This window comes from Arthrobacter sp. FW306-06-A, from assembly GCF_021870055.1.
Classification (GTDB): Bacteria; Actinomycetota; Actinomycetes; order Actinomycetales; family Micrococcaceae; genus Arthrobacter.
The window spans coordinates 1,165,568-1,178,698 of the sequence record NZ_CP084552.1 but is presented as its reverse complement, the minus strand read 5'-3'; the positions used below and the strand labels follow the sequence as shown (position 1 = coordinate 1,178,698).

The 13,131-nt window shown below is 64.2% G+C and carries 14 protein-coding genes and 1 pseudogene; 8 read left to right on the top strand and 7 right to left on the bottom strand.

Translation table 11 applies throughout. The features are described 5' to 3' along the window. Positions 1 to 138: 138 nt before the first annotated feature. From LFT49_RS22730 to LFT49_RS05590, 3 genes and pseudogenes are all read left to right on the top strand, one after another. A pseudogene (locus LFT49_RS22730) lies at positions 139 to 324 on the top strand (PEP-utilizing enzyme); the annotation flags it as partial. Between the two features lie 667 nt (positions 325 to 991). Further along, complete coding sequence (locus LFT49_RS05595) at positions 992 to 1,687, top strand: DUF998 domain-containing protein (RefSeq protein WP_237429992.1); 696 nt, start codon at positions 992 to 994, stop codon at positions 1,685 to 1,687. 192 nt (positions 1,688 to 1,879) lie between these two features. Next, positions 1,880 to 2,173 carry a hypothetical protein gene (locus LFT49_RS05590; RefSeq protein WP_237429991.1) on the top strand — a complete coding sequence of 98 codons (294 nt, stop codon included), beginning with the start codon at positions 1,880 to 1,882 and terminating at the stop codon, positions 2,171 to 2,173. On the opposite strand, the gene LFT49_RS05585 is transcribed toward LFT49_RS05590, so the two are convergent. Beyond that, positions 2,167 to 2,466: a hypothetical protein gene (locus tag LFT49_RS05585; protein ID WP_236801356.1), complete on the bottom strand. Its 300-nt coding sequence runs from the start codon at positions 2,464 to 2,466 to the stop codon at positions 2,167 to 2,169. The two genes, LFT49_RS05590 and LFT49_RS05585, sit on opposite strands and share 7 nt — an antisense overlap. An 8-nt stretch (positions 2,467 to 2,474) precedes the next feature. Further along, entirely contained in the window at positions 2,475 to 3,029 is a 555-nt protein-coding gene (locus tag LFT49_RS05580; RefSeq protein WP_237429990.1) for a hypothetical protein, read from the bottom strand. A gap of 384 nt (positions 3,030 to 3,413) precedes the next feature. Between LFT49_RS05580 and LFT49_RS05575 the strand changes: the two genes are divergently transcribed. Next, entirely contained in the window at positions 3,414 to 6,053 is a 2,640-nt protein-coding gene (locus tag LFT49_RS05575) for a PEP/pyruvate-binding domain-containing protein (RefSeq protein ID WP_237429989.1), read from the top strand. 36 nt (positions 6,054 to 6,089) lie between these two features. Here the strand turns inward: LFT49_RS05575 and LFT49_RS05570 are convergent, their stop codons facing one another. Continuing rightward, the gene (locus tag LFT49_RS05570) at positions 6,090 to 6,599 is read right to left on the bottom strand and encodes an AAA family ATPase (protein ID WP_237429988.1); all 510 of its coding nucleotides are present in this window, start codon (positions 6,597 to 6,599) and stop codon (positions 6,090 to 6,092) included. Positions 6,600 to 6,753: 154 nt separating this feature from the next. On the opposite strand from LFT49_RS05570, the gene LFT49_RS05565 reads away from it, so the two are divergent. Both LFT49_RS05565 and LFT49_RS05560 read left to right on the top strand, forming a co-directional pair. Next, positions 6,754 to 7,680 carry a phosphotransferase gene (locus LFT49_RS05565; RefSeq protein WP_237429987.1) on the top strand — a complete coding sequence of 309 codons (927 nt, stop codon included), beginning with the start codon at positions 6,754 to 6,756 and terminating at the stop codon, positions 7,678 to 7,680. Between the two features lie 841 nt (positions 7,681 to 8,521). Continuing rightward, positions 8,522 to 9,133, top strand: coding sequence for a TMEM175 family protein (locus LFT49_RS05560; RefSeq protein WP_236821447.1), 612 nt, complete (start codon positions 8,522 to 8,524; stop codon positions 9,131 to 9,133). Positions 9,134 to 9,202: 69 nt separating this feature from the next. Here the strand turns inward: LFT49_RS05560 and LFT49_RS05555 are convergent, their stop codons facing one another. Then, on the bottom strand, positions 9,203 to 9,499 hold the full coding sequence (locus LFT49_RS05555; RefSeq protein ID WP_237429986.1) for a hypothetical protein: 297 nt from the start codon (positions 9,497 to 9,499) through the stop codon (positions 9,203 to 9,205). Positions 9,500 to 9,567: 68 nt separating this feature from the next. After that, the gene (locus LFT49_RS05550) at positions 9,568 to 9,960 is read right to left on the bottom strand and encodes a nuclear transport factor 2 family protein (protein WP_236821446.1); all 393 of its coding nucleotides are present in this window, start codon (positions 9,958 to 9,960) and stop codon (positions 9,568 to 9,570) included. Positions 9,961 to 10,174: 214 nt separating this feature from the next. Between LFT49_RS05550 and LFT49_RS05545 the strand changes: the two genes are divergently transcribed. Continuing rightward, a complete protein-coding gene (locus LFT49_RS05545; RefSeq protein ID WP_236821445.1) occupies positions 10,175 to 10,576 on the top strand; it encodes a YybH family protein in 402 nt (133 codons plus the stop codon). Positions 10,577 to 10,628: 52 nt separating this feature from the next. Here the strand turns inward: LFT49_RS05545 and LFT49_RS05540 are convergent, their stop codons facing one another. Together LFT49_RS05540 and LFT49_RS05535 are read right to left on the bottom strand one after the other, a co-directional pair. Next, positions 10,629 to 10,856 (bottom strand): hypothetical protein, encoded by a 228-nt coding sequence (locus LFT49_RS05540; protein ID WP_237430476.1) that lies wholly within the window; start codon positions 10,854 to 10,856, stop codon positions 10,629 to 10,631. A 154-nt stretch (positions 10,857 to 11,010) separates the two neighbouring features. Continuing rightward, positions 11,011 to 11,508 carry a hypothetical protein gene (locus LFT49_RS05535; protein ID WP_236821443.1) on the bottom strand — a complete coding sequence of 166 codons (498 nt, stop codon included), beginning with the start codon at positions 11,506 to 11,508 and terminating at the stop codon, positions 11,011 to 11,013. Positions 11,509 to 11,746: 238 nt separating this feature from the next. On the opposite strand from LFT49_RS05535, the gene LFT49_RS05530 reads away from it, so the two are divergent. Next, complete coding sequence (locus tag LFT49_RS05530; protein ID WP_236821442.1) at positions 11,747 to 12,808, top strand: glycerophosphodiester phosphodiesterase family protein; 1,062 nt, start codon at positions 11,747 to 11,749, stop codon at positions 12,806 to 12,808. Positions 12,809 to 13,131: the final 323 nt, after the last annotated feature.

Below are 13,131 nucleotides of genomic sequence, written 5' to 3'. Positions count from 1 at the left end.
GGTCAGCCCGCGAGGCGATGGTGGCAGCACCGGTACCGCTCGAGGTTGATGCCGCCCTCCGCGAGGCGTATGCCGCAATGGGCGGCGGGCCGGTGGCGGTGCGTTCATCAGCCACCTGCCCTTTGCCAGCTTCGCCGGGCAGCAGGACTCGTTCATGGACGTGGTGGGAGCCGACGCCGTCGTACAGGCGTCATCTCGCACGGCGCGGTGGTGGCCCGGGAGTACGGCATCCCGGCCGTGGTGGGGGTCGCGGACGCCACCACCCGGCTGCGCGACGGGCAGGTGGTCACCGTGGATGGGGCCGCGGGAACCGTCACGTGGTGACGCCTGCCCTTCCACGCCGGTGACACCCCTCGGAAGGGCTGGCAGATTAGGACTTAAGCCCTGTTTGGCGCGGCCGGTCCGGTCCTAGAATTAAGGCGCCTGCAGGTAACCATCAGATGACGCCGGGTTGTTCAGGACATGAAAATGTCCGAGCCTTCTCTTAGCGAGATCGCGAAGGTACCTGCAGGTTTTTATGTCTCCTGGCATGACCGCCCACGGAGCGGCCCGGAAGTGGACCACTGGAGCCCTTCACGAAAGCCGCGGGCACTGGTAAATGGGCCCTTGCGGCATCGGAAAAGCAGGCGTAACACTGTTAATACGTTCTTCGAAAGAAGGACGGGAACGAACAACAAGGGAACCCTGGAACACACAGTGGAACTGGTCCACGGTGGTCTGCCGGTGACGAGGCAGGAAGCACCAGGATTTCCGCAAGTTCGGGAGATGATGTTCGTCATAACGGAATCAAACAGTCGAAGCCCCTTCAGCACTGCTGGTGGGGCTTCCCCTATTCCTGCCCCCTCGCTGCCGCGCGATGGGGCCAAGGCCGTTCGGCCCTAGCGATCCGTGAGGGCCGGGATGACGCTGGAATAGTCAGGCGTCGGGCTTTCGCCCGCGTGACCGGCGCTGACCCGCTTGCTTGAGCGCGGGCTCGAAGGACATTCGAATCATGTCAGTTGCAGGAGGGCGGCTCCCCGGACGCAGGCGGGCTGTGCCGTTCGAAGGCCACCGAAGTGACGTCCTGCGCATCAGCCTCCTCGCCGGCGGGCCGCTCTCGTCGCTGCTCTACGTGGTGTTCACCGACGGCATCGCGGCGTCCCAGTGGGCCGGCTACCGCCGCACCGAACAGATGGTGAGCGAACTGTTCGCCGTCGGCTCCCCTGGTTACAGCGTCACTGCCCCATTCACCTGGCTCTACACGGTCCTGTTCACGGCCTTCGGGATCGGCGCCTGGATCTCCGTCCGCGGCAACCGCGCACTGCGGGTCGGCGCCGGGCTGCTCACCGCGTACGGGCTGTGGAACATTCTGGGTGCAATCTTCCCGCTGCGGCTCGGCGACGACACCTCCATTCCCCCGCACATCATTGTCACCAACATCCAGCTCGCCCTCATGGTCGCGGCCATGTGCTTCGTCGCCGCAGGTTTCCACGGCTGGATGCGGATCTACTCCATCGTCTCGTTGGTGGCCGCCGCGGCCGCCGGCATCATCGCGTTCATAGCAGCCCCGGGACCCAACATGGTGCTGGGGATCAGCGAACGGATCAGCATCGGGGCGTTCCTGCTGTGGGCTGCCGTCCTGGCGGTGGTGCTGTGGAAGCAGCCACGGCCAGTGCAGGCCGCAGACACCGGGGCCGAGAAGTCCTGACCGGCCAAACATCGCCTGTTTTTAGGCTGCGGAAAGCAGGCAAAAATCATTTCCCTCATTGGACAAAAAACTCTCAATTTCCCACTATCCTCGTTAATTCAGACTCGTCGAGGGGGAGGACATTCTGGTGTGTGACAACGCATTCAGGGAAAACAGTGGCTGCGGCAGCCTGGTGAAGCCATAGGACCACCAATGATCGAGCTGACAGTGGAATTGGCACAAAAGCTGGACAGGGCTGCCCAAATCCTCGGCGGGCTGAGCCGGGTGGCTTCCAGGGACTGCACCTGGATCCGGAGCAGCTCCGATCTGCATGCAGAAATACTCAGGCTGCAGAGTGATTTAAGGGAGGCCGCCGCGAAGGTGACCGGCAGCAGCGATGTAAGCCTCCACTTATCCCAGGCCCGCGCGGTGGGGACGGAACTGGGCACGCTGTTCCAGCCGGAAGATACTCAGGATCCGGCCATCGGACCATTCAGTGATCAGTAATACGTTGGCGGCAGCAGGATCATGGCGAGAACAAGGAATCCCAGAATCATTGCGACGATATTCGTGACGGACCGTTCGGCGTAGTGAAGCAGCCCGATCAGGCCCAGTACCATCGCCACAGCCGCTGTGGCTCCCCATGCGTGGCCGTAGGGAAGCACGAAGTCAGCAATCCCCCGCCCGGGCTCATAGGCCATACCGATTGCTGTGGCGGCCAGGAGTTCGACGAGAAGGAGACCGCCGAACAGAACAGCCCAGCGTCCTATCCCTGTGTGCGGTTTGATCGCAGTTGCCATGTCAGTTCCTAGTGTCCTTCGAAGACGAATTCGGCGAGGAGCCAATAGAACGCCCCGGTTGTCATCAGTGCGGTCACCGTGAGGACCAGGACCGAGCGCTCGCGGTAGTACAGGACGGCAACCAGGCCCGAGGCGGCGGCCGGAGCCCACAGGACAAGGGTCAAGTCCGTCACCGTTCGGACCAGCACCGGGTCCGCGGCAACCGGCAGGAACAACGAAATACCCAGCGAAGCAAAGGCAGCCACTGACAGGCAAAGCAACCAGATGCCCGACGCCGTCGTCGGCATGACCTTCATCCGCTGCTCAAGGACCTGCGAGACGGCCAACGAACCTGCCAAGGCGGACGCGACCGCCGTGGCCCCGCCGAGGAGAAACAGGGTGAAATTCTCCACAGCCGGTCCTGTCGCCGTCACCAGGACGGCAGTGAAAGCCAGCGCAAAAGCAACGCGCCCCAAGCCTGTGGCAAGCGCGTCCTCCAGCAGCTGTTTCCTGGAACGTATAGCAGCCAACGACCCGAGGACTATGGCGGCAGTGAGACTGACCGAGGCAATCGGTCCGGTCACTTTGTCAAGATCGGCGAATCGCCCGTCTGCCTCGGACCGGAAGAGCGGGGTTAGGTCAAGTAGGAGCCAAAACAGAACGAGGGACGCAACGGCCCAGCGCGCCAACGATGACCGGGGGAAAAATCGCCCTGTCCTTGGAGGCGCAGGAATTTGCACTGACGAAGTCATGGGAGGAGTATGTCCGATTCGTCCCACTCGGTACAGGGGGAAAAGTACTCGACTTTACTAAAGGATCACCCGGCCGGACTGGCCGGTACTCACGGCACCTCCTGCGAATTCAGGAAATGGCATCCCCGCCGTAGCCCTGCATTCCGCTCAGTGCCAGAATATTGCACATCCCGTTCACCCCGGATGCTGGATAGCCGGCAGCAGGGAGGCGAAGCCATGACGTTCATCAAAGGCCTGGGCGACGTGCAGCGGAGCGACATCGCCGCCGCAGGCGGCAAGGCGGTGGGCCTGGGTGGCCTCATCCAGGCCGGGCTTCCCGTCCCGCCAGGGTTCGTCCTCACCACCGACGCCTACTCGGCGTTCGTCAGCGAGAACAACCTGGGGCAGGCCATCCAGGAACTGGCGGCCCTCCCGTCCGATGCAGCGCCGGAGGACTATGAGCACGCCTCCGCGCTGATCCGGACCCTGTTCACGAAAGGCGTCATGCCCTCGGCCATCGAAGCCGAACTGAAGGACGCCTACCAGCTCCTCGGCGGTGGTGACACACCTGTGTCCGTCCGCTCCTCCGCCACCGCCGAGGACCTCGCCTCCGCCAGCTTCGCCGGCCAGCAGGAAACCTACCTGAACGTCCGGGGTCTCGAAGCGCTGAGCACAGCCGCCATCAACTGCTGGGCGTCGCTCTGGACGGCGCGCGCCATGTCCTACCGTGCCCGCGAAGGCGTGCTGCCGGACCAGGTGCGTCTCGCCGTCGTCGTCCAGCAAATGGTGGAGGCCGAGGCAGCCGGGGTGATGTTCACCGCCAATCCCTCGAACGGCCGGCGCGAGCAGACGGTCATCAGCGCCGCGTGGGGCCTGGGCGAGGCCGTGGTCAGCGGGGCCGTCACCACCGATGACCTGACCGTGGACACCACCACCGGCACAGTCCTCTCCCGGCAGACGGCAGACAAGGAACTCATGACCGTCCCCACCGCAGACGGAACGTCCGAGCAAAAGGTGGCGGAAGCCCGCCGTCGTGCCCCTGTCCTGGACGATGCCGCGGCGGCCGAGCTTGCCGGCTACGGGAAAAGGATCACTGACCACTTTGGCGCGCCGCAGGACATCGAATGGGCGCGGGCCGACGGCCAGTTCTTCCTGCTCCAGTCGCGGCCCATCAGCGCGCTGCCCGAACCCGCCGCGGACGTCCCCACGGAATGGCCCGTCCCCTACCCGAAGGGCCTCTACTTCCGGGCGAGCATCGTGGAGCAGATGCCGGAACCGCTCTCCCCGCTCTTCGCCGACCTCATCGACGGCTCGGTGTCCCGCTCCATCTCGGCCCTGATGAACGACGCGCTGGGCCAGCACTCCCTGCGCGAGGGCGACGTCCGCTTCCCCACCGTCAACGGCTACGCCTATTACTACTACCGCACCTGGCCCATGCTGCGGATGACGGCCCGCACCGTCCCTGCGATGCGCGCGCTGTTCGGCGGAGACGCGCACATGGGCATCAGCGGCTGGCGCGACTATTCACATCCGCGCTACGAACTGATCATCAAGGACTGGTCCGCGAAACCGCCGGCCGAGCTTCCCGGCGCGCAGCTGCTGGCTGGCGTACAGGCACTCCTGGATGCCGGCACCGTGTACTACACGGCCGTCCAGTCCGTCATTCCGATGGCCGACATGAGCGAACTCGCCTTCCGGGGCTTCTACAGGACGGTCCGGCGCGACGGCGATCCGCCGGCCCAGGAGTTCCTGCTCGGCTTCGACAGCGAGCCAATCCGGGCGGAAAAGTCGCTGTACGACCTTGCGGGGTGGGCGCGGAACGATCCTGCGCTGGTGAAGGCTCTGCTGGAAAGTACGACGGCGGAACTCGCCGAGTGCCTGCGCACCGGTTCGGCACCGGCCGGCGTGGACGGTGCCATCTGGCAGGAATGGCGGTTCACCTTCCAGGAACATCTGGCCCTGTACGGGCACGCGGTCTACAACCTGGATTTCGCCAGCCCGGTGCCGGCGGACGACCCCACGGCGCAGCTGGAAACGGTGAAGTTCTACCTCCGCGGGCAGGGCACCGACCCGCATGAGCGGCAGCGGCTGCTGACCGAGCGCCGGGAGGCACTGACCCGGGAGGTGGCCGGCAGGCTGGGGCCGCGGCGGCGCGCGGCGTTCTTCCGTCTGCTGAAGTGGGCGCAGGAGACGGCGCCGGCCCGCGAGGACGCGCTGGCCGACGTCGGCCTGGCCTGGCCGCTGCTGCGGCGGATGCTGCTGGAGCTGGGCCGCCGGCTGGTGGCCTCCGGTGTGATCGCTGCCGCGGACGACGTGTTCTGGCTGCGGTTCCCGGAGCTGCAGAGCGCGGTGGAGTTCGGGCTGGCAGAGGCGGAGGCCGGCGTGGCCCTTGCCGGAGCATCCCGTCCCGTCCGTGCCGCCGCCGTCGAGGAACGCCGGATGCTGTGGCGGGGCCAGGCGAAGGCTTCCGCCCCGCAGATGCTCCCGCAGAAGGCGTGGATGGAGAAGGCATTCGGCTCGATGATGCCCGGAGGCCCCCAGCAGCAGGCCGGCGACGCGATCAAGGGGACCGGCGCGAGTTCCGGCAGGGTGACGGCGCCCGCCCGGGTCCTGAGGGGTCCGGAGGACTTCGGCCGGATGCGGCCCGGCGAGGTGCTGGTGGCCCGCATGACCACTCCCGCGTGGACACCGTTGTTCGCCATGGCCTCCGGCGTGGTGACCGATGTGGGCGGTCCGCTGAGCCACAGTTCCATCGTGGCCCGCGAGTACGGCATCCCCGCCGTCCTGGGAACGGGCGTGGCCACGCAGCGGCTGGCCGACGGCCCCAAGGTGACCGTCGACGGCGACGCGGGGACGGTCACCGTTGTCAAAAGCTGACGGCACAACCTCCCGCTGAATCCTGCGCCAGTGGGTTTAGTCCCAACCGGCAGCTCGCCGAACAGCCACCGCAAGCTCAACAGGTGGAACGTCTGACGAATCCAGTACCAGGTCATCAATGTCTGCAGCCTCAAGAACGTCCGAAAGAGTGCCTAGCCGATCCAGATGCCACACCAGTCCTTCAGGATCCTCCCGATGGCGGAAGTGCAGACGTGACTGAAGGACATCGGAACGAGCTACGAGACGGCAGACAAACAATCCATCAGAACCCAGCGCATCGATGTAGCGAGGTAATTCGGCTTTTTCCTCTATGACTCCTGCGATGATGAACCGTTTTGCGCCCGCAGCCCGGTAGTTTCGCGCGAGGCTTTTGAGATTGAGCAGCTCGAGTTCGTGGTTGAACCGATCCGAACTTGGCGCCGGCCTTAGCTTTCTAATTGAGTCGAGATCGATGACGGCGTGGCTACCGCGTTCAGCCGCGCTGAGCGCATCTGCCAGGGTCGACTTTCCGACGCCGACTGTTCCATTCACGAAGATCGAATCCATAGACCCGATCCTCTCAGGAAGCACAGTGGACTCGTTTGGCCAGGGTTCTTTGGAGGATCTGCAGTCCGGCGTTCAAGAGCCCGCTTGGCCATGGGCTTACGAGGGTGGAGGCCCTTCCGGCGACACCACGAGGCGCTGTTTGTAGGATCAACTGATGGTGACTGCGGTGCAGGTTGAAGCGTGGTGCCTGCGTGCATTGGGATCTGGCACGCTCGCAGAGGTGGACTCCGAGGCCGGCGGCCAGATGTCGCAACTGTTCCGTTTCGATTCCGATGAGCGAGGCCCCTGCGCGGTCAAGGTCCGGCCGGAAGGGTGGGAAAGAGTCAGCAGATGCCTTCAACTGCAGGCGATCGCCGCCGATGCGGGGTTTCCTTGTGCCCGTCCCATGACGGACGCGGCCCGGCTCGGCCCCGGGATGGTCGTTAGCGCAGAGTCTTGGCGCTCCGGCGGTGAGATGCACGTGGATGGAGACGTCCGGTTCGCTGATCGCTCGGCATCCCTCTTGGCCGACCTTGCAGCGATCCTCGAAGTGGAGTCCCCGAGGGGCCTGGGCGCGCCGCCGCCATGGATGTACTGGAATCCCCCGACACGCAGCTTGTGGCCGCCAAACCCGATCGCGGACGCGATGGACCAGGACCGGGTACCTGCGCACGTGAACGCGATTGCCCGTGCTGCGTCCAAGCGACTCGCCGCAACGTCTCTTCCTTTGGTCGTCGGCCACGGAGACTGGGAGAGCCAGAATCTTCGATGGAAGGATGCCAGCCCCTGGGCCGTACACGACTGGGACAGCCTCGTGGCACTACCGGCTGCAGCTATCGTCGGAGCAGCATCAGGGGCATTCACAAGCACCGCCGTCCCGACGCTTGCGTCCCTGGAAGCATCGGAGGAATTCATCGATTGCTATGAACGCACGAGAGGCAAAGTATTCACCTCAGAGGAGCGCGAAATCGCCTGGGCTGCCAGCCTGTGGCCGGCGCTGCACAATGCCAGAGGTGAAAGCCTCTTTCAATCGCCACCCACTGCACTGGAGGCACTCACCAGCCAAGCACCTGAAAGGCTTCGCCGCGCTGGTATCCGCTGAATGATCTTGAGCGGGGCCGCTAAAGGTCTTGTCGGGCACTGTGACAAGGGGCTGCCACCCTAGGACCAAATGGTTACAGCTCGAATCCGCTTCGCGACGCCAAATGATTACGCTGCCCTCGAGACAATCGAAATTACTGCCGCTCGGCTTCTCCTTGATTGGCTGCTTCCTAATCAGTGGCCGCCGGCGCAATCTCGCCCTTTGAGAGCATGAAGTCCGGATAGGTCCTCGTCGCCGAAGCCAGCGACGCAGGTCCTGTCGTGGGTTGCTTACAGCTTCCACTTGGCCTTTGACTGCGGTGGGCCGCAAGGGCCTTCCACCGGTGGGGGATCCCAGGGGATTGGGTCCAAGACTTTTTCGGCCACTATCATCTGGGAGGCTTCGTCGTACACGGACAAGCGCACGGCGCGGACTCCAACCCACAGGGATACGGCGCTGTCCTCTGCGACGCTATAGCGGTGTCCGGCACGGTAACCTGTGCAGGCCTCTTGGTCAGTCCGGTCTAGGCAAGTCACTTCAAACTCAAGTTTGCCGGTGACCGGAAGGGCTGAGAAGTCTAATTCCAGGGTGCTGAAGCGCATTGCGGAATCGCAGGATGCGGCCCCACAGCCGCTCACTAACGAGCCGACCAGTATCAAAGCACTAAGTGCATGACTTATCCCCCGTGTCATGCTTCACGATAACCGAACCAGCCCTGCTCGGCCTCCTCCGGCCAGTTTCAATGATTGTCCAGGTTGGCTGAGCGATCCGCTGTTCTTCCTTTTGGGATATCGCCCTAGTGTTATCGCTCTGGTCCTCGCGCGGATGCCCGGGCCCCCGACTTTGCGGGCAGAATATTTGGGTGAATAAGAACCGGCTTGAAGCTTTCAGCGACGGCGTTTTGGCCATCATCATCACCATCATGGTGCTCGAACTGCACACCCCGGAGGAACCAACATGGGCCGGGGTCGCCGCCATCCTGCCGACGCTGTTCACCTACCTCCTGAGCTTCGTGTATGTGGGGATCTACTGGAACAACCACCACCACATGATCCACCTCGCCAGCCGGGTGAACGGCGCCATCCTCTGGGCCAATTTGCACCTGCTGTTCTGGCTGTCACTGTTCCCGTTCACCACGCGGTGGATGGATGAGTCCGGCTTCCTGCAGATCCCCGTGCTGCTGTACGGGATCAACCTGCTGTGCGCCGCGATCGCCTACTTCATCCTGGAACGGCGGCTCATTGCCGTGCAGGGTAGGGACGGCGCCCTCGCGCGGGCGGTCGGGAAGGACTGGAAGGGCAAGGCCTCGCCGCTGATCTACCTCACCGGCATCGCCCTCACCTTCGTTCAGCCGTTGCTGGGCGTCGCCGCCTTCACCGTCGTCGCGCTCATCTGGCTGGTGCCGGACCGGCGGGTGGAACAGTTCGTCGTCAAGGCGCACGAGGACACCGCCGGCCAGGGCCACAGCAACTGAAGGTCATAGGCAACAGGCCGGCGCGAGAGGGCTGCAGCGCCCCGACGAAGGCGAGGCGCCGACGGGTTTTCAGGCCGCGGCGTTGCGGGTGAAGTAGTTGTGCACGTCGCAGAAGGTCATCTTCGGTGGTGCGGCGAATCCCAGTTCCATGCTCAGCGGCCCCATCGTGTCGCGGGCGAAGGCATCGAACTGCTCGCGGCTTTCCCAGACATCCGTGACCTGCAAGCCGTTATCGGTTGCTGTGGCCCAGTGGGAAATTGATCCCTCCGGACCAGGCCCTCCCGGGGTCAGCCCCATTCTCCTGTTGATCTCGTCATATTGTTCGAGCGTTGAACCATCGAACTCCATGATGATTGCTACCGCCATGATCGCTCCCCTTTTTTTTCATCGTTGTCCGATTCCCGCGAAAAATGATTTGGCCGGCCTGCGGGCAGTCAAGACCAGAAATCAGACACGAGGGTTGTTTCCTCCTGCATTTCGGTGCCCTCCGTGACTTTGCCGTCGGCGATGCTGAACACGATAACCTGCCGCATATCCATGGTCTTGCCGTCTCGCTCCGCGTGTGAGAACTGGACGCCAACCGTATATCTGTCCCCCGCCGCCACGTCCTCCACCGTGACCCTCATCGAACCGTTGGACCGCGCATAAAGTTCGCCGAAGTAGGCCAGGATCGCGTCCCGGCCCTTCTTATCGCCGGACAACGGACCTGTGCCGCCGACATGCCAGACGGCGTCTTCAACGAACAGGTCCCGGAGCGTATCCATGTCGCCTGCGCTGAACGCTTCGTAGCCCCGCCGCACCAGTGCGGCGTTTTCTGGTGCTCCCATTTCGGGCACCTCCATCCTCCTCGCCGGATCCTTGCGAGGACAGATTAGGCCCGGGCTGGGGACCGGTCGAGGGGAACAGCACCCCACATTGCCCCCCTCTTTTCTGCGGCGCTTTACCTAGCAACCGGGGCGGGGTTGCTGGAAATGAAAGCGCGCGCTCATAGGGGACTTTCCGCCCTTTTCCGGGCCCACACCGCACAGGTATCTTGACGCGATGAGTGACCGCGAGGACTTTCTTCAGTGGGTCAGGACGACGCTGCACGACGCGGAAGTCGCCCTGCACAACGGAGACGCGAATCCGCGCCGTGCCCTCTGGTCCCACACCGAGCCCGTCAGCATCCTCGGGGCACTGCGCAACGCCTACGGGCTGGACGAAGTGGAGCAAAGCTTCAGGTTCCTGGAGAACAGCTTCTCCAACTGCTCGTCGTGGGAGCTGGAGCTTCAGGCGTGCGACGTTTCCGGGAACATGGCCTATACCGCAGGCATCGAGCGCATCTCCTTCCACAGGGACGGCAAGCCCACCAACCTCACGCTCCGGGCCACTCAGGTCTACCGGCGCGAGGATGGCCAGTGGAAGGTGGCCCACCGGCACGCCGATGTAGTGCCCCAGCAATAGCCAAGCGCTGCACATTCCCGCTCTGCCTGAGCAGCGCGGCTGCATCTCTGGGCTACTCTCCCATGCCTGGATGCACCGGCACGAAGTCCACCCTGTTGCCGGAGTTGGTCCGCTTTGCCGGAGCCCGGTTGAACCCTTTCGCGTCGAGCCCGTTCTTGGCCCGGAACTCGGCGAGCGCAGCGTCGTAGGCGTTGTTGAGGGTCTGGCCCGAGAACTCGCCGGTGGTGCCGTCATTGAAGGCAATCCTGATTCGGACGCTGGCCGGGTAGTGCCGGTTCATGCGGACAAAGCCGTCGGCGTCCTGCTGGAGAGTTATCCAGGGAGTCCTGCTTTCGTTGGTGGGAGGAGCAGACTCCAGTGTGGCGCAGACTCCAGTGTGGCGCACGAACCCGGCACGGCGGCACCCGTCCGGGTACCGCCGTCGAAATTCTTGGTTAGCAGTGAACGGGGCTGTAGAACGCAGCACCCCAGCTGGATTTGTCCGTTGAGTTCGGCCCAAAGCTCGCGTCCAGGGTGATGCACTGGCCGCCGACCGGTTGCGTATCCGTGTAGACCGGTCCCGCATAGTAGGAGTAATAGTCGTGCGAGATGTCGTCGGGGCCGTAGGACGGGTACCGTCCGATCATGTTCTGGCGGTACATCCGGACACCGTAGGTGGGGCCGTAGGCGTAAGCGACAGAACAGTTTTTCCGCGCCGTAGAGTTCCAGTACACATCGATGGAGCCGGTTTTGGTTCCGGGCTTTCCGTAGCGGTAGTCCTTGCTGTAGCTGGGCACGGTGATGGGGTGGGAGCCGATGTACGTGTATCCGGTGCCGCACGGGCCTGCGGCATCGGCGGGAAGCGCTGCGACCAGGGACGCCCCTGTCGTCACCCCAACGGCGACAAGCAGCGACAAGCCCTTGAGCTTCGGTTTACCCTTCGTGAATTTCATGATTCTCCAACGTGGTGAGTGGCTGGTTGCAGCTGAATGCTGCAGCGCAGGCTCATATAAGCACAACGAATAGACACAAAAAGACAGGGAACAGGATGGGGAGTCCTCCCCTGCCGGCGGCTACGTCCCGTTAACCTCCCCTCCAACTCGCCGCACCCATTGCGCAACCTGCCCTCCCTAGCGTGGACTGGTCACTCGCCGGCCACCCGCCGGCCCCGCCACCCCAGGAGGAACCACCATGCGCCACGTCCTGACCGCCGCGGCAGCCGCCGCCCTCATCGCTTCCATGGGGGGCCCCGCCGTCGCCGCCGAAGGCAACCCGGCCGGCACGCCGTCGTCGAACGCTGCCGGAACCGCCACCTCGGCGATCAAAACCAACGAGCGCAACGGCTCCTTCGATCTGCAGAGCCACCGTGGCGGCCGCGGCCAGTGGACCGAGGAGTCCCTGGCCGCGTTCGGGAATTCCCTTGCCCTGGGCGTGACGACGCTGGAGCTGGACACGCACCTGACCCAGGACGGCAAGGTGGTGGTCTGGCACGACGACACCATCCAGGCCAACAAGTGCGTTGACACCGCCCCTGCCAGCGCGGGTGATCCCGAGTTCCCCTATGTGGGCCGCCGCGTGGCCGACCTGTCCCTGGCCCAGCTGAAGACGCTGGACTGTGGCTACAAGCAGCTGCCCGGGTTCCCGGAGCAGGACGTGATAGAGGGCAACCGGATCGCCGAGCTCAAGGACGTCTACCAGCTGGGCCGCGACCGCAAGGCCGACAAGGTCCGGTTCAACGTCGAAACCAAGGTCAACGACACCGAGATTGGCGGCGCCGGCATGGAGTCGCTCACCCGCGCCGTGGTGGCGGAGATCGAAGCATCCGGCATGGCGGACCGCACCACCCTGCAGTCCTTCGACTGGTCCTCGCTGAACCTCACCAAGCAGATCGCGCCGGAGCTGACGCTCGTTGCGCTGTCCAGCGGCGACGCCTGGATGGGCGTGGGCAAGCCGGGTGCCAGCCCCAACCTGGGCGGCATCGACATCGACGACTACGACGGTTCCCTTCCCAAGGCGGCCGCCGCCCAGGGGTACGACGTCGTCTCCCCCACGTTCAGTTCAGTCACCCCCACGATGATCGCCGAAGCCCACGAACTGGGCCTGGCCGTCATCCCCTGGACCGTGAACACCACCGCGGACATGACCCGGCTGATGGACATGGGCGTGGACGGCATCATCACCGACTACCCCACCCGCCTGCGCACCCTCATGGAGGAACGCGGCCTGAAGCTGCCGAAGGCGTACCAGGGCTGACACCCTTCAACCTTTAAGGCACACAGCCGACGGCGGCACCCAGGCCTTGGGTTCTAGTGGTCGTTGCAACACCCCTTAGTTTTGGGAGTTGCAACGACCATGTCGTCTTTAAGCGAGGGCAGGACCCCTCGACGGAGCTATACCTCCGGGGAAAGGGAAGGGTTCTTCCGGGCACTGGCAAGCGCGGGGAGTGTTGCTCTTGCCGCGGCTGAGCTCGGGCTTAAACCGTCGGCGTGCTACCGGTGGCTGCGTGAGGCGGGAATATCTGCCGGCACCATAAATGGCGGGAATGTCCGTGGGGCGAGAGTAACCCCGGAGGTGAA

Bases quoted from the DNA above. Each gene is read 5' to 3' on its own strand.
- LFT49_RS05590 (WP_237429991.1), top strand. From the start codon at position 1,880: ATGATCGAGCTGACAGTGGAATTGGCACAAAAGCTGGACAGGGCTGCC.
- LFT49_RS05565 (WP_237429987.1), top strand. From the start codon at position 6,754: ATGGTGACTGCGGTGCAGGTTGAAGCGTGGTGCCTGCGTGCATTGGGA.
- LFT49_RS05535 (WP_236821443.1), bottom strand. From the start codon at position 11,508: ATGAAATTCACGAAGGGTAAACCGAAGCTCAAGGGCTTGTCGCTGCTT.
- LFT49_RS05550 (WP_236821446.1), bottom strand. From the start codon at position 9,960: ATGGGAGCACCAGAAAACGCCGCACTGGTGCGGCGGGGCTACGAAGCG.
- LFT49_RS05540 (WP_237430476.1), bottom strand. From the start codon at position 10,856: ATGAACCGGCACTACCCGGCCAGCGTCCGAATCAGGATTGCCTTCAAT.
- LFT49_RS05575 (WP_237429989.1), top strand. From the start codon at position 3,414: ATGACGTTCATCAAAGGCCTGGGCGACGTGCAGCGGAGCGACATCGCC.
- LFT49_RS05545 (WP_236821445.1), top strand. From the start codon at position 10,175: ATGAGTGACCGCGAGGACTTTCTTCAGTGGGTCAGGACGACGCTGCAC.
- LFT49_RS05595 (WP_237429992.1), top strand. From the start codon at position 992: ATGTCAGTTGCAGGAGGGCGGCTCCCCGGACGCAGGCGGGCTGTGCCG.
- LFT49_RS05585 (WP_236801356.1), bottom strand. From the start codon at position 2,466: ATGGCAACTGCGATCAAACCGCACACAGGGATAGGACGCTGGGCTGTT.
- LFT49_RS05555 (WP_237429986.1), bottom strand. From the start codon at position 9,499: ATGGCGGTAGCAATCATCATGGAGTTCGATGGTTCAACGCTCGAACAA.
- LFT49_RS05530 (WP_236821442.1), top strand. From the start codon at position 11,747: ATGCGCCACGTCCTGACCGCCGCGGCAGCCGCCGCCCTCATCGCTTCC.
- LFT49_RS05570 (WP_237429988.1), bottom strand. From the start codon at position 6,599: ATGGATTCGATCTTCGTGAATGGAACAGTCGGCGTCGGAAAGTCGACC.